Source organism: Mycolicibacter acidiphilus, from assembly GCF_018455725.1.
In the GTDB taxonomy this organism is placed as follows: Bacteria; Actinomycetota; Actinomycetes; order Mycobacteriales; family Mycobacteriaceae; genus Mycobacterium; species Mycobacterium acidiphilum.
The window spans coordinates 1-17,384 of the sequence record NZ_JAHCLR010000072.1 but is presented as its reverse complement, the minus strand read 5'-3'; the positions used below and the strand labels follow the sequence as shown (position 1 = coordinate 17,384).

Annotated in this window: 14 protein-coding genes, 1 tRNA gene and 1 pseudogene; 7 read left to right on the top strand and 9 right to left on the bottom strand. The window is 70.7% G+C overall.

Features of this window, described 5'->3' with window-relative positions:
* Positions 1 to 123 precede the first annotated feature (123 nt).
* The 4 genes and pseudogenes from eno to KIH27_RS22790 form a co-directional block, all read right to left on the bottom strand.
* Complete coding sequence (gene eno, locus KIH27_RS20795; RefSeq protein ID WP_214094870.1) at positions 124 to 1,410, bottom strand: phosphopyruvate hydratase; 1,287 nt, start codon at positions 1,408 to 1,410, stop codon at positions 124 to 126.
* A gap of 81 nt (positions 1,411 to 1,491) precedes the next feature.
* On the bottom strand, positions 1,492 to 2,226 hold the full coding sequence (locus KIH27_RS20790) for a lytic transglycosylase domain-containing protein (RefSeq protein ID WP_214094869.1): 735 nt from the start codon (positions 2,224 to 2,226) through the stop codon (positions 1,492 to 1,494).
* 128 nt (positions 2,227 to 2,354) lie between these two features.
* The gene (gene sigC / locus KIH27_RS22795) at positions 2,355 to 2,915 is read right to left on the bottom strand and encodes an RNA polymerase sigma factor SigC (protein WP_250150492.1); all 561 of its coding nucleotides are present in this window, start codon (positions 2,913 to 2,915) and stop codon (positions 2,355 to 2,357) included.
* Between the two features lie 153 nt (positions 2,916 to 3,068).
* Positions 3,069 to 3,722, bottom strand: a pseudogene (locus KIH27_RS22790) (DUF2275 domain-containing protein); the annotation flags it as partial.
* Between the two features lie 135 nt (positions 3,723 to 3,857).
* Here KIH27_RS22790 and KIH27_RS20780 point away from each other — a divergent pair.
* Positions 3,858 to 5,363 carry a PPE domain-containing protein gene (locus tag KIH27_RS20780; protein WP_214094867.1) on the top strand — a complete coding sequence of 502 codons (1,506 nt, stop codon included), beginning with the start codon at positions 3,858 to 3,860 and terminating at the stop codon, positions 5,361 to 5,363.
* On the opposite strand, the gene KIH27_RS20775 is transcribed toward KIH27_RS20780, so the two are convergent.
* Together KIH27_RS20775 and mfd are read right to left on the bottom strand one after the other, a co-directional pair.
* Positions 5,360 to 6,244: a nucleoside triphosphate pyrophosphohydrolase gene (locus KIH27_RS20775; protein WP_214094866.1), complete on the bottom strand. Its 885-nt coding sequence runs from the start codon at positions 6,242 to 6,244 to the stop codon at positions 5,360 to 5,362. The two genes, KIH27_RS20780 and KIH27_RS20775, sit on opposite strands and share 4 nt — an antisense overlap.
* Entirely contained in the window at positions 6,241 to 9,903 is a 3,663-nt protein-coding gene (gene mfd / locus KIH27_RS20770) for a transcription-repair coupling factor (RefSeq protein WP_284144791.1), read from the bottom strand. Before mfd ends, KIH27_RS20775 begins: the two co-directional genes overlap by 4 nt.
* A 153-nt stretch (positions 9,904 to 10,056) precedes the next feature.
* Here mfd and KIH27_RS20765 point away from each other — a divergent pair, with 153 nt between their 5' ends.
* Positions 10,057 to 10,566: an excisionase family DNA-binding protein gene (locus KIH27_RS20765; RefSeq protein ID WP_214094864.1), complete on the top strand. Its 510-nt coding sequence runs from the start codon at positions 10,057 to 10,059 to the stop codon at positions 10,564 to 10,566.
* 170 nt (positions 10,567 to 10,736) lie between these two features.
* Here KIH27_RS20765 and KIH27_RS20760 read toward each other — a convergent pair whose 3' ends face one another.
* Positions 10,737 to 11,339: a TetR/AcrR family transcriptional regulator gene (locus KIH27_RS20760; protein WP_214094872.1), complete on the bottom strand. Its 603-nt coding sequence runs from the start codon at positions 11,337 to 11,339 to the stop codon at positions 10,737 to 10,739.
* A 146-nt stretch (positions 11,340 to 11,485) separates the two neighbouring features.
* Between KIH27_RS20760 and KIH27_RS20755 the strand changes: the two genes are divergently transcribed.
* The 5 genes from KIH27_RS20755 to KIH27_RS20735 all read left to right on the top strand — a co-directional run bounded on the left by KIH27_RS20755 (position 11,486) and on the right by KIH27_RS20735 (position 15,152).
* Positions 11,486 to 11,557: transfer RNA gene (locus KIH27_RS20755), tRNA-Gln, on the top strand.
* 23 nt (positions 11,558 to 11,580) lie between these two features.
* Positions 11,581 to 13,053: a bifunctional UDP-N-acetylglucosamine diphosphorylase/glucosamine-1-phosphate N-acetyltransferase GlmU gene (gene glmU, locus KIH27_RS20750; protein ID WP_372451440.1), complete on the top strand. Its 1,473-nt coding sequence runs from the start codon at positions 11,581 to 11,583 to the stop codon at positions 13,051 to 13,053.
* Between the two features lie 126 nt (positions 13,054 to 13,179).
* Complete coding sequence (locus tag KIH27_RS20745) at positions 13,180 to 14,160, top strand: ribose-phosphate diphosphokinase (protein WP_214094862.1); 981 nt, start codon at positions 13,180 to 13,182, stop codon at positions 14,158 to 14,160.
* The gene (arsC, locus tag KIH27_RS20740; RefSeq protein ID WP_214094861.1) at positions 14,161 to 14,505 is read left to right on the top strand and encodes an arsenate reductase (glutaredoxin); all 345 of its coding nucleotides are present in this window, start codon (positions 14,161 to 14,163) and stop codon (positions 14,503 to 14,505) included. It abuts the gene before it with no gap.
* Entirely contained in the window at positions 14,502 to 15,152 is a 651-nt protein-coding gene (locus KIH27_RS20735) for an LpqN/LpqT family lipoprotein (RefSeq protein ID WP_372451439.1), read from the top strand. The genes arsC and KIH27_RS20735 overlap by 4 nt, the downstream gene beginning before the upstream one ends.
* Before the next feature lie 9 nt (positions 15,153 to 15,161).
* On the opposite strand, the gene KIH27_RS20730 is transcribed toward KIH27_RS20735, so the two are convergent.
* Positions 15,162 to 15,860: a sensor domain-containing protein gene (locus tag KIH27_RS20730; protein ID WP_214094860.1), complete on the bottom strand. Its 699-nt coding sequence runs from the start codon at positions 15,858 to 15,860 to the stop codon at positions 15,162 to 15,164.
* A gap of 235 nt (positions 15,861 to 16,095) precedes the next feature.
* Positions 16,096 to 17,384: Vgb family protein (locus tag KIH27_RS20725; protein ID WP_372451438.1), on the bottom strand; the 1,289-nt coding region annotated here is incomplete at its 5' end.

Here is a 17,384-nt window from a genome sequence, read left to right as displayed (position 1 = left end):
GCCGCGGCGGCGCGACGCGGGCGGGACCGGCCGGTCTCCGCCGCCCGGCCGGGCCGCGACGTCGCGGTGCGGCGCTTGGCGCCCGGCCGTTTCGCGTCGGACATCGCAGCGGCCCCTCGGCGGCTATTTGCCCTCGGGGGCGTACCGCGGGAAGGCCAGGTCGCCGGCGTAGCGGGCGGCGTCGCCGAGCTCCTCCTCGATCCGCAGCAGCTGGTTGTACTTGGCCACCCGCTCGCTGCGGGCCGGTGCACCGGTCTTGATCTGGCCGCAGGACACCGCCACCGCCAGGTCGGCGATCGTGGTGTCCTCGGTCTCGCCGCTGCGGTGGCTCATCATCGTGCGGTAGCCGCTGTGGTGGGCCAGCGTCACCGCGTCCAGGGTCTCGGTCAGGGTGCCGATCTGGTTGACCTTCACCAGCAGCGCGTTCGCCGCACCCTTGTCGATGCCCTCCTCCAGGCGCTCGGGGTTGGTGACGAACAGGTCGTCGCCGACCAGCTGCACCCGGTCGCCGATCTCACCGGTCAGCGCCACCCAGCCGTCCCAGTCGTCCTCCGACAGCGGGTCCTCGATCGACACCAGCGGGTACTCGCCGATCAGCTTGGCGTAGAACTGCGCCATCTCGGCGGCGGTGCGGGTCTGCTTCTCGAACTGGTAGCCGCCGTCGCGGTAGAACTCGGTGGCCGCCACGTCCAACGCCAGCACCACGTCGGTGCCGAGCTTGTAGCCGGTGGATTCGATCGCGGTGCTGATCAGGTCCAGTGCCGCGGTGGTCCCGGCGACGTCCGGGGCGAAGCCGCCCTCGTCGCCCAGGCCGGTGGACAGGCCCTGCTTTTTCAGCACCGACTTCAGCGCGTGGTACACCTCGGCGCCCCAGCGCAGCGCCTCGGCGAAGTTCGGCGCGCCGATCGGGGCGACCATGAACTCCTGGACGTCGACGCCGGTGTCGGCGTGCGCGCCGCCGTTGAGGATGTTCATCATCGGGACCGGCAGGATGTGGGCGTTCGGGCCGCCCAGGTAGCGGTACAGCGGCAGCTGCGCCGAGTCGGCGGCCGCCTTGGCGACCGCCAGCGACACCCCGAGGATGGCGTTGGCGCCCAGCCGGGACTTGTCCGGGGTGCCGTCGAGGTCCAGCAGCGCCTGGTCGACCAGCCGCTGGTCGTCGGCGCTGATCCCGATGACCGCGGGCGCGATCTCGTCGAGGACCGCGTTCACCGCCTTCTTCACACCCTTGCCGCCGTAGCGGGCGTCGCCGTCGCGCAACTCGACGGCCTCGTGTTCGCCGGTGGAGGCACCGGACGGTACCGCGGCCCGGGCGAACGTACCGTCACCCAGTGCCACCTCGACCTCGACCGTCGGGTTGCCGCGGGAGTCGAGAATCTCGCGGGCACCGACCTGCTCGATGATGGGCACTGCTGTCTCCTTGCGCTCGTGAACCGGCGTTTGCCGCCGTTAGCCTATTGGAGCCTAACGGTGGTCACCACCGCACCGGGTCTAGAGCGGGCGGCCCGCCGCATACGCGGTGGCCCAGTCCCGCACGGCGCGGGCGTAGATCTCGGAGTCGTTGTAGGCCATCAGGGCGGTCATCCACCCCTGCGCGGTGGCCAGATCCTTGCCGCGCCAGCACAGGTAGCCGGCCGCCGACAGCGCGGCGTCGTCGATGTTGTCCGGGCTGATCACGCCGTCGTTGTTGGCGTCGACGCCGTAGAGCCGCCAGGTCTCGGGGATGAACTGCATGGGGCCCATCGCCCGGACCACACCGTCGTGGTCGGCCAGGTCGGGCTGCACCTCCTCGACGATGTGCAGGTTGCCGCCGGAGCCGTCCAGTCGCACGCCGCGGATCCGCGGCCGCACATCGCCGTTGCGGTCCAGGGTGGCGTGGTTGTACTGGCCGTGATGGCTCTCGATCTGGCCGATGGCGGCCAGCGTGGTCCAGGCCAGGTGACAGTTCGGGTTCTCGACCTCGGCGACGCGCGCGGCGTAGGCGTACGCCTCCAGCGCGGTGACGGGGATGTCGAGCACCGGGGCGCGCCGGGCGGCCCAGTGGTACAGCTGATCAGCGGGCCGGCCCTGCTCCAGGTGGGTGTCCACCGCGGGCACCGGATCCCCCGGTGGGGGCGGCACCCCGGCCGGGATGGGGGTGCCGAGGTGCCAGCTGCAACCGGATGCCAGCAGCACCGCCGTCGCGCCCACGACGGCGGCCGCCCGCAGCCAACGCACCGCCGACACCGCACTCCCCTAGCTTGAATCCTGGATCTGCGTCCATAGTTCCATGACCGCAGTTGCGTCCCTCGCCTTCACCGGAGCATGATCCGGCAAAATAGCTTCGACCAGCGCCGATGACGGCGCCGCAGCCGTCAGCCGGTCAGTTCGTCACGGTCGGCGTCGGCCAGCAGGGCGTCGCGGGCACGCGCAACCCGGGACCGGATGGTGCCGACCGGGCAGCCGCAGACGGCCGCCGCGTCGGCGTAGGACATCCCGAACAGCTGGGTCAGCAGCAGCGCCTCACGCTGGTCGGCGGTGAGCCCGGCGATCAGCGCGGTGACCTCGACGACGTCCTCGAAGCCGCGGGCGGGCCGCTCCCGGTCCAGCAGCTCGGCCGGGTCGGCACCGTGGACGGTGCGCGGCCGGGACTTCAGGTAGCGGATGTGGTCGGCGACGACCCGGCGGGCGATGGCCAGCAGCCAGGTCCGGGCGCTGGAGCGGCCCGAGAACCGCGGTATCGCACTGACGGCCCGCAGGAACGTCTCCTGGGTCAGGTCGTCGGCGTGGGCGGTGTCGAACAGGTAGGCCGTGAACCGCCAGACGTCACGCTGGGTGGCCTTGATGAACGCCGCGAGCGCGGCGGTGTCCCCGCCGGCGGCGGCCAGTGCCAATGCGGTGACGGCATCGTCGTCGCCCCGGTCAGCACCAGCCATGAGCACCCACCCTAAACCCCGGACCCCGACCCGTCTACGACGCATCGTCGTAGCGAGGGTGGAGTGGTTGACCGACCGCAGATGCCGGCCCGGTCCGCGCCGGCCGGGGCCGGCCGACGGCCGCCGGCCGGTCGCCGCCTCGCCCGGCGCCTCCGCCGTCGTCGCACCGGCTGAACCACCTCGGCCACGTGCCACCAGCAATGCGAAGGCCAGGCCCACCAGCACCGGCAGATGACTGGCCACGCGTGCCGCCGTGACCTGACCGTGGACCGCGTCGACCACCACGTAGCCGGTCAGGGCCAGGGCATACACCCCGGAGATCGCGGCGACGCCGGCCGCCACCGCAGGCCAGACACCGGCGGCGATCATCGCCCCGCCCAGCGCCAGCAGCCACGCGGTGGACTCGTGCAGCAAATGTGCGCCGGTCGCCGCGCCGTGGCCGTGCCCGTGGTGCGACACCATGCCGAAGTCGACGCCGACGATCTGCGCCAGCGCCATCAGCACCTGCAGCAGGCCGACGGTGATCAGCGCCACCCTTCGATAGCCAGGCCCACGCCGCCGATCCGGGGTGACGGATGTCACGCCGGCAGCCGCCAGGATCTGAGCGGCCAGGTCAGGCCCGTCCTCGCCGTGGTCCGCTTCGCTGTCGATCACGCTCAGCCGGCGGGCCTGGGCGGCGGCACCGACCAGCCAGCGCCGGCAGCTGCGGCATGATGCGAGGTGCGCGTCGACCTGCTGAGCGGGCAGGCTCTGCTGCTCGCCGTCGAGCAGCGCCGACAGCGTCTCCCGCACAACCTCGCACCGCATGCCGACATCGTCGCCTATCGCGGCGAGTTAGACAAAGGTTCGCGGCGCGGGGAACCGAACCGGGTTGCGAAGCGACCATTGTTCAGGCCGGGCAAGAGCCCGGACGGATTCTTCGGAGAGATGGGGCAGGCAGCGATGAGTGCACCGGTCTGGCTGGCGTCGCCGCCCGAGGTGCATTCGACGCTGCTGAGCGCCGGTCCCGGGCCGGGGCCGCTGCTGGCCACCGCCGCCGCATGGTCGGCGCTGAGCGCGGAGTACACCGAGGTGGCCGCCGAGCTGGACGGGCTGCTGGCCGGGGTGCAGGCCGGTGCGTGGCAGGGGCCGAGCGCGCAGCAGTACACGGCCGCGCACGGACCGTACCTGGCCTGGCTGTCGGAGCGCGCCGCGCAGGGGGCCACTGCGGCCGGCCTGCACCAGACGGCCGCGGCCGCCTACACCACCGCGCTGGCCACCATGCCCACCCTGGCCGAACTCGCCGCGAACCACGCGGTGCACACCGCCCTGGTGGCCACGAACTTCTTCGGCGTCAACACCATCCCGATCGCGCTGAACGAGGCCGACTACGTGCGGATGTGGGTGCAGGCCGCCGAGACCATGTCCGTCTACTCGGCGGTAGCCGGTTCGGCGCAGGCGGCGGTCCCGACGGCCACCCCGGCCCCGCCGATCCTGGCCCCGACGGCCGCAGCATCCTCGGCGGCCTCGGCTGCCGACCCGAACTGGGACCAGCAGATCGCCGACTGGCTGACGAAGTTCAACATGGGTTTCGCCGACCCGATCGCGAAGTGGCTGTGGGCGCAGTTGGGCGTCAACGGCTATCCGATCGAGGCGTTCCCGTTCGCGACCGCGGTGTCGCAGATGCTGATGCACATCCCGGGTATGTCCCCGGTCCTGGCCGGCGCGCTGGGCTGGAGCACCTTCCACACGCTGATGCTGCTGTGGCCGCTGGGCCAGATCGCGGTGCAGATGGCGATCCCGATCGTGATGGCCGCGGCACCGGCCCTCGCCGCCGCCGCGGGCTTGGCCGGGCTGTCCGGACTGTCCGGGCTGGCCGGGCTCCCGGTGGACGGCGACCTGAAACTGCCCGCCGCCCCCGCGATGCCGGTGCCCGCCGGGGGGCCGGTGGCCTCGATTCCCGCCTCGGGCGCCGCACCGGCGGCCGGGGCCGCGGCCGGCGGGGTCAGCACGCCGGGTACGGCCAACCCGGTCATGGCGCAGCCGATGGGCGACTGCGGCGGCCCCACCCCGTGCCCGCCCGACTGCAGTTGCGGCCCGACCACCGGGATGCCGGAGGGCTTCTACCTGGTGGGCTCGGTGGGCGCCTCCGCCCAGCGCCGGGCGGTCAGTCGACGGGCCCGACGAGACGAGGCAGCTGCCCCCGACGAGCTCGCCGAGGAACTGGCGGCCGACGCCGACGCCCCCGCCCGCCGCAAGCGGGCCCGCCGCCAGCGCGGTGCGACGTCCGGTGCGCACGGCAACCGGCACGAATACCTGGATTCCGGCGCCGGCTCAGCGGGATTCGCCGGCGCAGCGCTGAAATCCGGCGTGCATCAGCCGACCGGGATCACCCGGTTGGACGACGCGGTGTTCGCCGGCGGCGTCACCGCCCCGATGCTGCCCAGCAGCTGGGGCGAGCGGGACTAACCAGACTCCGGGAAGTGGGTGCGCCACTCCCACTCGGTCGGCGTGCCCCGCTGCCCGTCACGGGCGAATTCGATGCGCTGCTCCGCGCCGCGGACCGCGTCGATGAACTCCAGCACGGCGTGCCGCAGCCGGTTCTCGGCGTCGCTGTCCGCGCTGATCACGACCGTCGTCAGCGCCGCGGGAATCAGCTCGGCCGGGAAGCCGGCCTTCGCCGCCCGGCCCAGCACCTTCTGCGCCAGCGCCAGCGCCGGCTGGGCGGTGGACAGATCGTCCATGATCGAGTCCCGGGTCTTCTCCAGCGCCTTGCGCTCCTCCCACTGGGCCAGCTGATCGGCGAGGGAGATCTGCTCACCGGCCAGCACCGCCGGCACCCGGTTGGCGAGCTTGCGCAGCAGCGCGTCGGCGACGTCGTCGATGCCGAACGGCCGGTCCGCGGACTCCTGCGCGATGCGGGCGTGGAACAGCACCTGCAGCAGCACGTCCCCGAGTTCGCCGCAGAGGTCCTCGGGGTTGCCGTCGCGCACCGCGTCGAACAGTTCGTAGGTCTCCTCGAGCAGGAACCGGCAGAGCGAGTCGTGGGTCTGCTCGGCCTCCCACGGGCCGGCGGCGCGCAGCCGGTCCATCATGGCGACCGCGTCGATCAGCCGGTCGCCGGCCGGGGCGTCCGGGACGGTGATCAGCGGTTCGCCGGCGGCCAGCCGGGCGACGACGGCCGGATGGTCGCGATCCGACGAGACCAGCACCGGCGCGGCGGCATCGGAGTCGGGCAGCGCCCAGGGCGCCGGCAGTTCCTCGGTGCAGGCGACGGGCCCGGTTAGCAGCGCGACGGCCTCCACCGGCACCAGCGTCGGCCGGCGCGGGTCGAGGAGGACGACGGTCATGCCTTACCGGCTCCGGCCGGTTCGGTGACGTCGACGCTGCCCTGTGGCTGCCCGTCCAGGGCGCAGATCAAGTCGGCCACCATCTGCACCAGTTCGACGTCGCGGATGCGGGGCGCCCCGACCGGCGCGCCGGCACCCCCGGCCCGCGGGATCGGCACCTGGATCGTCGCTGTCGTGGCGCGGTAGCTCGCGGCCGGGTAGAGCCGTTTGAGCCGCAGCTGGGCGGAGTCGAGCAGCGTCATCGGGGACAGCTTCAGCGTCGTCGCCGAATGCACCGCGACCTCGGTGACGCCGACCTGCCGGCACAGCAGCCGCAGCCGGGCCACCGCGACCAGCCGGCCGGCCGGTTCGGGCAGCGGACCGTAGCGGTCGGTGAGTTCGTCGACGACCGCGGTGATCGCGGCGACGTCGGCCGCGGCGGCCAGCCGCCGGTAGGCCTCCAGCCGCAGCCGGTCGGAGTTGATGTACTCCGGCGGCAGGTGGGCGTCGACCGGCAGGTCGATCCGCACCTCCTTGGGTTCGGAGGCGGTGACGACCTGGCCGTCGGCGACCGCCCGGTACGCCTCCACGGCCTCCCCGACCAGCCGCACGTACAGGTCGAAGCCGACCCCGGCGACGTGCCCGGACTGCTCCACGCCGAGCACGTTGCCGGCGCCGCGGATCTCCAGGTCCTTCATCGCCACGGCCATCCCGGCACCCAGCTCGTTGTTCTGCGCGATCGTCGCCAAGCGGTCGTGCGCGGTCTCGGTGAGCGGGGCGTCCTTCGGGTAGAGGAAGTAGGCGTAGCCGCGTTCCCGGCTGCGGCCCACCCGGCCCCGCAGCTGGTGCAGCTGCGAGAGCCCGAAGGTGTCGGCGCGCTCGACGATCAGGGTGTTGGCGTTGGAGATGTCCAGCCCGGTCTCGATGATCGTCGTGCAGACCAGGATGTCGTACTCCCGGTTCCAGAAGCCCTGCACGGTGCGTTCCAGCTGCTCCTCGGGCATCTGGCCGTGCGCGATCACCACCCGGGCCTCGGGCACCAGGTCGCGGACCCGCGCGGCGGCCGCGTCGATGGAGCTGACCCGGTTGTGCACGTAGAACACCTGCCCGTCGCGCAGCAGTTCACGGCGCAAAGCGGCGGCGACCTGCTTGTCGTCGTGCGGGCCGACGTAGGTCAGCACCGGGTAGCGGTCCTCGGGCGGGGTGAGGATCGTCGACATCTCCCGGATGCCGGCCAGGCTCATCTCCAGGGTCCGCGGGATCGGGGTGGCGCTCATCGTCAGCACGTCGACGTGGGTGCGCAGCGCCTTGATGTGCTCCTTGTGCTCGACGCCGAACCGCTGCTCCTCGTCGACGATCACCAGGCCCAGGTTCTTCCAGCGAACCCCGGTCTGCAGCAGCCGGTGGGTGCCGATCACGATGTCGACGGCGCCGTCGGCCAGGCCGTCGATGATTGCCTTGGAGTCCTTGGCGTCGGTGAACCGCGACAGCCCCTTGATCGTCACCGGGAAGCCCGCCATCCGGCTGGTGAACGTCTGCAGGTGCTGTTCGGCCAGCAGTGTCGTCGGCACCAGCACCGCCACCTGCCGGCCGTCCTGCACCGCCTTGAACGCCGCCCGCACCGCGATCTCGGTCTTGCCGTAGCCGACGTCGCCGCAGATCACCCGGTCCATCGGGACCGGTTTCTCCATATCGGCCTTGACCTCGGTGATCGCGGTGAGTTGGTCGACGGTCTCGGTGAACCCGAACGCGTCCTCCATCTCGGCCTGCCACGGGGTGTCCGGGGCGAACGCGTGGCCGGGCGCGGCCTGCCTCTTGGCGTAGAGCGCGACGAGTTCGTCGGCGATCTCCCGGACCGCCTTGCGGGCCTTGGTCTTGGTGTGCGTCCAGTCGCTGCCGCCGAGCTTGCTCAACGCCGGCGCCTGCCCGCCGACGTAGCGGGACAGCTGGTCCAGAGCGTCCATCGGGACATAGAGCTTGTCGGACCCACCACCGCGCTTACTGGAGGCGTACTCCAGCACCAGGTATTCGCGGCGCGCTCCGCCGACGGTGCGCTCGGTCATCTCGACGAACTTGCCGATGCCGTGCTGGTCGTGCACCACCAGGTCACCGGCGGTCAGCGCCAGCGGGTCGACGGCGTTGCGGCGTTTGGCCGCCAGCCGCTTGCCCTCCTGTGCGGCGACCCGGTTGCCGGTCAGGTCGGTCTCGGTGATCACCACCAGGTCGGCGGGCCCGCCGCTGATGATCAGCCCGTTGTGCAGCGGCCCGGTCAGCACCCCCACCACCCCGGGTGTCGGGGCGGCGCCGGGCTCGAGCATCGCGGCCGGGGTGTCGGATTCGGTGAGCTGCTCGACGACGCGGCGTGCCGTGCCGGTGCCGGGTACGACGACGGCGGCGGCCCCACCGGCGGCGACGTGGGCGCGCAGCATCGCGAAGATGTCGTCGATGTCGCGCTGTCGGCCGCGCGCCGACGGGGCTGCGCGCACGTCGAGTTGCACCGCGGACCCGTCGGAGAGCTGGCTCAGCGTCCACCACGGGTGCCCGGCCTCGACCGCCGCCGCCCGCACCTCGTCGAGCTCGCGGAAGCCCGAGCCGCCCAACTGCTCGACGTCGATCGGAGCGTCCCCGCCGATCGCGGCGACCGACCAGGACGCCTCCAGGAACTCCCGGCCGGTCTTGATCAGGTCGGCGGCGCGGGTGCGGATCTTCTCCGGGTCGCAGACCAGCACCGGCGTGCCCGCGGCGAGCCGGTCGGTGAGCAGTTCCTGCGGGCCCGGTTGCAGCACCGAGGCCAGCGCCTCCATGCCGTCGACCGGGATGCCCTCGGAGAGCTTGGTCAGCATTTCGCCGACGCCGCCGGTGATGGTGTTGTCGGTGGCCGGTTGCGCCCCGGCCAGTTGTGCCGCGCGCTCGCGCACGGCGTCGGTGAGCAGGAACTCCCGGCAGGCCACCGCGACGACGGTGCCCGCCTCGATCTCCGGGATCGAGCGCTGGTCGGCCACCGAGAACGGTCGCATCTCGGTGATCTCGTCGCCCCAGAACTCGACGCGCACCGGGTGCTCGGCGGTCGGCGGGAAGACGTCGAGGATGCCGCCACGCACCGCGAACTCGCCGCGCTTGCCGACCAGGTCCACCCGGGTGTAGGCCAGCTGTACCAGGCGGGCGACCACGTCCTCGAACGCGATCTCGACGCCGACGGACAGCAGCACCGGCTCGACGCCGGCCGGTTGCGGGGTCATCGGCTGCAGCAGCGACCGGGCGGTGGTCACCACCACCCGAAGCGGCGGGCCCAGGCGTGGGTCGTCGGGGTGCGCCAGCCGGCGCAGCAACAGCAGCCGGGCGCCGACGGTGTCGACCCCCGGGGACAGCCGCTCGTGCGGCAGCGTCTCCCAGGACGGGAACAGCGCCACGGTGTCGCCGTAGACGCCGCGCAGTTCCGCGGCCAGGTCGTCGGCCTCGTGGCCGGTGGCGGTCACCACCAGCAGCGGGTTGTGCCGGGTCAGCGCGGCCGCCACGAACGGCCGGGCCGCGACCGGGCCCACCAGGTGGAGTTCGGCGGGCTTCTCGACGGCGCGTTCGGTGAGTTCGGCGAATGTCGGCGCGTTCAGCGCCAGGTCGACGAGCCCCGCGATCGGGGCGTGGACAGAGGAGTTCCCCGGCGAGGTCATGATGCGGGCCATTCTAGGCGGTGATCGATTCGTCTTGCGGCGCTGGCCAACCCGGATGATCGCCACGACGCCGACGCGCCGACGGCTCGGGACCGTCCGCCGAGACCAGGCCGGGAACACTCTAGCGTCATTGTGTTTTTTGGGGATACTGCATACCGTGGTGATATGCGCACCGAGACTCTGCTGCGTACCGGCGAGGCGGCCCGACGACTTGGCGTGTCCCGGCAGCACATCGTCGACCTGTGCAAGCAGGGAAAGCTGCCCTGCGTCATGGTGGGCACCCACCGCAGGATTCCGGAGAGCGCCGTGACCACCAGAATCACGGCCGCTGGGCACACCCCCCGCAACGACGGCGCGCAGCAGTCTCTGTGGCTGCACGCCGCCTTGATCCCGCACCTGATCAACGAACCGGACGCGGTGACCGCCAAGGCTCGCGCCAACCTGGCCCGTGGGCGCGCGTCGGGGGCCGACGCCCACAGCGAGCTCTATGCCGGCGAATGGGAGGCCATCTTGAACGCGGGTCCGGGCTGCGTCATCGCGGTGTTACTGGACCCGTCCGAGCACGCCACGACGCTGCGATCCAGTTCCCCGTTCGCAGGGATCCTGCCCCAAGACGAGGTCCGTGCGATCAAGAAGGCGTGGCGTCGAGAACGCGACCGCGCGCGGCCGGCGTGAAACGCCGGCAACTCGCCCACATCCTGCGGTCGTCATGCCAGATCGCGCAGGACAACGACGTGCTGGTCATCGGATCGCAGGCAATCCTCGGCACATACGACGACGACGAACTTCCCGCGGCCGTCACGATGTCGATGGAAGCCGACATCGCATTTCTCAACGACCCGGCGCTACACGTCGTGCAGGATCGGATCCGCCTCCAGGTGGGTCAGCCCGTTCCAACACAGGTTGACCAGGTGTGCGGCCACCACCTCCCGCTTGGGCTCGCGCACGTCGAGCCACCACTGAGCGGTCATCGACACCGACCCGACCAGGGCCTGGGCGTACATCGGCGCCAGTTCGGGGTCCAGGCCGCGCCGGGAGAAGTCGCCGGCCAGAATCGACGACACCTGGCTGACGGCGTCGTTGAGCAGCGAGGAGTAGGTGCCCGAACTGATCGACGCCGGCGAGTCCCGGATCAGGATCCGGAAACCGTCGGTGTGTTCGTCGACGTAGGTCAGCAGCGCCAGCGCCACCCGCTCGACCCGCAGCCGGGACTGGTTGTTGGTCGCCTTGGTCAGCGAGGTCGTGATCCCGTCCAGCAGCGCCGACATCTCCCGGTCGACGACGACGGCGTACAGCCCCTCCTTGCCGCCGAAGTGCTCGTAGACCACCGGCTTGGAGACGCTGGCGCGCTGCGCGATCTCCTCGACCGAGGTCCCCTCGTAACCGCGTTCGGCGAAGATCGCCCGGGCGACGTCGATGAGCTGGTGCCGCCGCTCACTGCCGGTCATCCGGGCTCGCGGGGCACGACCATCCTTATCCGGAGCAGCCACGGGCTCAAGGGTATCCGGTGCGCTGTGCCCACTAGCCCGACTCCTTGACTCGGGCCGCGGGCGGCCCTCGCCATCGTCGGACTAAAGTCACTGCCGAGCATCGATCCGTCGTGGTGTAATCGGCAGCACCTCTGATTTTGGTTCAGATAGTTCAGGTTCGAGTCCTGGCGACGGAGCTTCGGCCGCAATCGCGGCGACAATGCGGAAACGAGGCGGGGTGACAACGCAGAACGAGACCGCGGTCCTGGTCTTGGCGGCCGGATCCGGAACACGAATGGTCTCCGACACCCCCAAGGTGCTGCACACCCTCGGCGGGCGCAGCATGCTGTCGCACTGCCTGCGGGCCGGTGCCGGGGTGGCACCGCAACACCTGGTGGTGGTGCTCGGCCACGCCCATGAGCGGATCGTCCCGGCGGTCACCGAACTCGCCGGGCAACTCGGCTGCCGGATCGACGTGGCCCTGCAGGACCAGCAGTTCGGCACCGGCCACGCCGTGCTGTGCGGGCTGTCGGCACTGCCCGACGACTTCGCCGGCACCGTGATCGTCACCTCCGGCGACATCCCGCTGCTGGACACCGCCACCCTGCAGGCCCTGATCGACGCGCACCGCACCGCACCGGCCGCGGTCACCGTGCTGACCACCACGCTGGCCGACCCGACCGGCTACGGCCGCATCCTGCACACCCAGGACGGCGAGGTGACCGCGATCGTCGAGCAGGCCGACGCCACCCCGTCGCAGGCCGAGATCCGCGAGGTCAACGCCGGGGTGTACGCCTTCGACATCGCGCCGCTGCGTTCCGCACTGGGCCGGCTCGGCTCCGACAACGCCCAGCACGAGCTGTACCTCACCGACGTCATCGGGATCGTCCGCGGCGACGGCCGGGTGGTGCACGCCCGCCACGTCGACGACGCCGCGCTGGTCGCCGGGGTCAACGACCGGGTGCAGCTGTCGGAACTGGCGGCGCAGCTCAACCGGCGCATCGTCACCGCCCATCAGCGGGCCGGTGTCACCGTCGTCGACCCGACCAGCACCTGGATCGACGTCGACGTGACCATCGGACGCGACACCGTCGTCGCACCCGGCACCCAGTTGCTCGGCGGCACCGCCGTCGGCGCGCACTGCACGATCGGGCCGGACACCACCCTGGCCGACGTCACCGTCGGCGACGGGGCGTCGGTGATCCGCACCCACGGCACCTCGTCGACGATCGGCGCCGGCGCCACCGTCGGACCGTTCAGCTACCTGCGGCCGGGCACCGCGCTGGGTGCCGACGGCAAGCTGGGCGCGTTCGTTGAGACCAAGAACTCCGTCATCGGCACCGGGACCAAGGTGCCGCATCTGACCTATGTGGGCGACGCCGACATCGGTGAGCACTCCAACATCGGCGCGTCCAGTGTCTTCGTCAACTACGACGGGGTGAACAAGCACCGCACCACGATCGGTTCGCATGTGCGCACCGGCTCGGACACCATGTTCATCGCGCCGGTCAGTGTCGGCGACGGCGCCTACACCGGCGCCGGCACCGTGCTGCGCGACGACGTGCCGCCGGGCGCGCTGGCCGTCTCGGCCGGTCCGCAGCGCAACATCGAGGACTGGGTGACGCGCAAACGGCCCGGCACCGCCGCAGCGGACGCCGCCGAGAAGGCCCGCGACGATCAACGCCCATCGTGAGCCGGGTCGCACCGAAGCCGGTCGGTTGGCGAATCCGGCACCGCGCTCCGTACCATTGCACCCGCAGTTAACTCGACCCGGTTAACTCGACCATTTCCCAGAAATCTCCAACGTCGGGGGCAGCGCGTGAGCCATGAGTGGACAGACAACCGCAAGAATCTGATGCTGTTCGCCGGCCGGGCGCACCCGGAACTGGCCGAGCAGGTCGCCAAGGAACTCGACGTTCCGGTGACCGCACAGACCGCGCGCGACTTCGCCAACGGCGAGATCTTCGTGCGCTTCGAGGAGTCGGTGCGCGGCTGTGACGCCTTCGTGCTGCAGTCGCACCCCGCCCCGCTGAACCAGCACCTGATGGAACAGCTGATCATGATCGACGCGCTCAAGCGCGGCAGCGCCAAGCGGATCACCGCGATCCTGCCGTTCTACCCCTACGCCCGGCAGGACAAGAAGCACCGCGGCCGCGAGCCGATCTCCGCGCGCCTGGTGGCCGACCTGCTCAAGACCGCCGGCGCCGACCGGATCGTCACCGTGGATCTGCACACCGACCAGATCCAGGGCTTCTTCGACGGCCCGGTCGACCACATGCGCGCCCAGCCGCTGCTGATCGGCTACCTCAAGGACAACTACGGCAGCCAGGACGTCGTCGTCGTGTCCCCCGACTCCGGCCGGGTGCGGATCGCCGAGAAGTGGGCCGACTCGCTGGGCGGCGTCCCGCTGGCCTTCATCCACAAGACCCGCGACCCGCTGGTGCCCAACCAGGTGAAGTCCAACCGGGTGGTCGGCGAGGTGGCCGGCAAGACCTGCGTGCTGATCGACGACATGATCGACACCGGCGGCACCATCGCCGCCGCCGTCAAGTTGCTGAACAAGGACGGGGCGAAGAACGTCATCATCGCCGCCACCCACGGTGTGCTCTCCGACCCCGCCGCCGAACGGCTCGCCGAGTCCGGGGCCAGCGAGGTGATCGTCACCAACACGCTGCCGATCACCGAGGACAAGCGCTTCCCGCAACTGACCGTGCTGTCGATCGCGCCGTTGCTGGCCAGCACCATCCGGGCCGTCTTCGACAACGGCTCGGTCACCGGGCTGTTCGACGGGGAGGCGTAGATGCCTGACGCGACTATCTACCACAACCCGCGCTGCTCCACCTCGCGCAAGACGCTGGAACTGCTGCACGACAACGGCATCGAGCCGCTGGTGGTGGAGTACCTGAAGACCCCGCCGACACGCGCGCAGATCGCCGAGATGATCGCCGCGGCCGGCATCGGGGTGCGGGACGCGGTGCGCACCGGCGAGGCCGTCTACGCCGAGTTGAACCTCGCAGACGCCTCCGACGACGAACTGCTCGACGCGATGGCCGCGCATCCCATCCTGATCCAGCGGCCGTTCGTCGTCACCGACAAGGGCACCCGGCTGGCCCGCCCGCTGGACGCGGTCCGCGAGATTCTGTGATCCGACTGCGCCCGGTGGCCGCCGCATTGGCGATCGCTGCGCTGACCGCCGGGTGCGGTGCGAAAACGCCGGACTACCAATCGATCTGGGCCAAGGATGGTGCCGTCACCACGACGGCGCAACCCTCGGAGGAAGACCTGCTGTCGGTCGGCCGGTATCTGGAGTCCAAGGGTGTCACCGCCGTGGCGGTCGCTCCGGGCGAGGTGCCCGACCTGACCGTGTCGATCCCGACGCCGCCAGGCTGGTCGAAGCGGGAGAACGCGCAGCTGCCGAAGACCACCCAGGTGATCGGCAAGGGTGAGACGTTCCCGTCGGCGGTGCTGACGGTGCTGCGACTCGACGGCGACTTCGATCCGGCCGAGACCGTCAAACACGGCCTGGCCGAGGCGCAGCAGCTGCAGAACTTCACCCTGCTCGATGCCTCCACCGGCGACTTCAACGGCTTCCCGTCTTCGGTGGTGCAGGGCAACCACGATCTGAACGGGCAGCGGGTGCACAGCTGGTTCCGGATGGTGATCCCCACCGTGCAGCCCAGTGGGCAGCGCTACCTGGTGCAGCTGGCGATCATGACCCTGGCCGAGCAGGCCGCCAAGCAGGCCGGCGACGCCGAGTCGATCATGAACGGGTTCACCGTCAAGGCGAAGTGAGTCGGGCGCCTATAGCTTCGCGGCGACCTCGTCGCCGATCTTGCGGCCCTGGTCGGTGATGTGGTCGGCACAGGCGGTGACGTCGACGACGACGTTGGCCGATGCTCGCAGCGCACGCTGGCAGGTCCACTTCACGTCTTCGCGGGTCTCCAGTATCGAGATCGCCGGCGGTACGCCGACAACGCCGGCCAGTCGCCACTTCAGCGACGCCTGGTCGGGACCAACGGTGAGCACCGTCTGGTCGGCGCAGAGCCGCCACTGCGCCGCCGCGTTGGCCACGAACGCCGCGGCCCGCTCGGCACTTGGGAAAGCGGCCGCCGCCTGGACGACATAGTGCTGCACATGCTCGGTGGAGTCTCGAGCTTCGATCCAGCGCAGGCCGGTGTGACCGCTGTCGGTGTAGCTCAGTTCCTGGGCTGCGGTGAGTGCGCTCAGGCAACCGGCCCGTGACAGCGCACCCGCGGTCGTCAACCCCCCGGTGCCAACGTCGCCGAGCGTCATCGGGGCGTCCATCACCGCGCTGACCTGGTTGCTGTCGAGGAACAGCGCGGCCAGTTTGTCGTCTCCGACCAGTCGCGGTCTCATCGTGAAGTACAGCAGCGCAACCACAGCCAGCACGACGGCCACGATCACCGCCGCTATGACGATCTGCCGCTTGTCGGGCCCGCTGACCCCGTCAGCCTGCTGAACCGATGCGCCTGCACCCATACCGCCACCTTCTTCTCGCCAACGAACTGTCTGTCTCCGGTGCCACTCCGCCTCACCGCCGGCGGATACAGCCGCAATCGCTCCGTCCAGGCGACTCTACGGCCGCCGCCCGCCACCGTGACGCAGGTTCGGTGACGCCTGAAATCGCGTGTCCTCCGCGGGCGGTGGTGGCCGCCGAGTCCAGCCCGGCAGCCACCACATGACCTCCCTGGTTGGAGGGTTCCCGCCGCTCTATTTACTGTCCCGACTGCCAGCCGAACATGCTGTGCAAGATCGGAACGCCCATGTTGGCGTCGCCACTGCTGGACGGCACCCAGATCTCACCGTTGGCACCCACCGCGATCCCGAACGGCTCACCATTCGTCGAGAGAAGGTGAGGTGTCCCGCTGGGGTTCGAGGTCCACGAGCCGACCACCTGGTTGGTGTTCGGGTCGATCACGAACGACTTGCCCGGCGTGTCCAGATTGTCGGTGACGTAAATCGTCCCGGCATTGGGCGCCCCTGCCGGTGCGATCGCGATACCCGCCGCACCATGCACTCCGGTGATCGTGGTGACGACGTCTCCGGTGTTCGGGTCGATCACGATCACGTCAGCCGATCCGTTGGCGGTGACATACAGGTCACCGGCAAACGGCCCGGACGTCTGCAGCGCGATCTGGTCGAGCCCCGTCGTTCCGATGGGCGTCGCGAATTGCTCGCTCACCCCAGTTGTCGGGTTGTATTCGGTGACCACGTTGGCGGAGTTGCCGGTGACGTAAACCATCCCGTTGTTGGGGTCGTACAGCACGTCTTGCGGGTTGCCACCCATCGCAATCGGCGTGCTGCCACCAGCGATCGTCACAGCATGTGTCGTCGGGTCGACGATCGCCAGATGGTTGAGCCCGGCCTCGGTGACGTAGATCGTCCCGGTGGTCGGGTCGACCGCAATGCCCTGCGGGTTGCTGGCACCCAGACCCACCGACCATTCGATGTTTCCAGTGGTCGGATCCACCGCGTACAGCCCGGCGGGGCCACCGTTCGCGACCCCGAAGCCGGCCGTCACATCGACATAGGCCGTATCCGTGGTCGGGTCAACCGCTACATCCGTCATCGTCGACCCGAGCGTCGTGGTGTACGAGACAGCCCCCGTGGTCTCGTTGACGATCGCCAGGTTGCCGCTCGCCGCGCTGAGAAGACCGGTGTTGTTGGTGACCAAGACGAGGCCGTCATTGTTGTCCACCGTCACCGCCGTCGGATTGTCGAACGCAACAATCGGGCTGTTTGCCACCTGAGTCGTCGGCAACACCGCCGTCGGTGAGGGCGACGTACCCGCCGCACCCTGCGGCCCGGTCGCACCCTGCGGCCCGGTCGCACCCTGCGGCCCGGTCGCCCCCTGGGGGCCGGTGTCACCGGTCGCGCCCTGGGCGCCGGTGGCACCCTGGGCACCCGTCGCGCCCTGGGCGCCGGTGTCACCCGTTGCGCCCTGGGCACCCGTGTCGCCCGTTGCGCCGGTGTCACCCGTCGCGCCCTGGGCACCCGTGTCAC

Excerpts from the sequence above, each read along its gene's own strand:
- sigC (WP_250150492.1), bottom strand. The coding sequence starts at position 2,915 with ATGGCTGGTGCTGACCGGGGCGACGACGATGCCGTCACCGCATTGGCA.
- KIH27_RS20780 (WP_214094867.1), top strand. The coding sequence starts at position 3,858 with ATGAGTGCACCGGTCTGGCTGGCGTCGCCGCCCGAGGTGCATTCGACG.
- KIH27_RS20775 (WP_214094866.1), bottom strand. The coding sequence starts at position 6,244 with ATGACCGTCGTCCTCCTCGACCCGCGCCGGCCGACGCTGGTGCCGGTG.
- mfd (WP_284144791.1), bottom strand. The coding sequence starts at position 9,903 with ATGGCCCGCATCATGACCTCGCCGGGGAACTCCTCTGTCCACGCCCCG.
- KIH27_RS20765 (WP_214094864.1), top strand. The coding sequence starts at position 10,057 with ATGCGCACCGAGACTCTGCTGCGTACCGGCGAGGCGGCCCGACGACTT.
- KIH27_RS20760 (WP_214094872.1), bottom strand. The coding sequence starts at position 11,339 with ATGACCGGCAGTGAGCGGCGGCACCAGCTCATCGACGTCGCCCGGGCG.
- glmU (WP_372451440.1), top strand. The coding sequence starts at position 11,581 with ATGCGGAAACGAGGCGGGGTGACAACGCAGAACGAGACCGCGGTCCTG.
- arsC (WP_214094861.1), top strand. The coding sequence starts at position 14,161 with ATGCCTGACGCGACTATCTACCACAACCCGCGCTGCTCCACCTCGCGC.
- KIH27_RS20730 (WP_214094860.1), bottom strand. The coding sequence starts at position 15,860 with ATGGGTGCAGGCGCATCGGTTCAGCAGGCTGACGGGGTCAGCGGGCCC.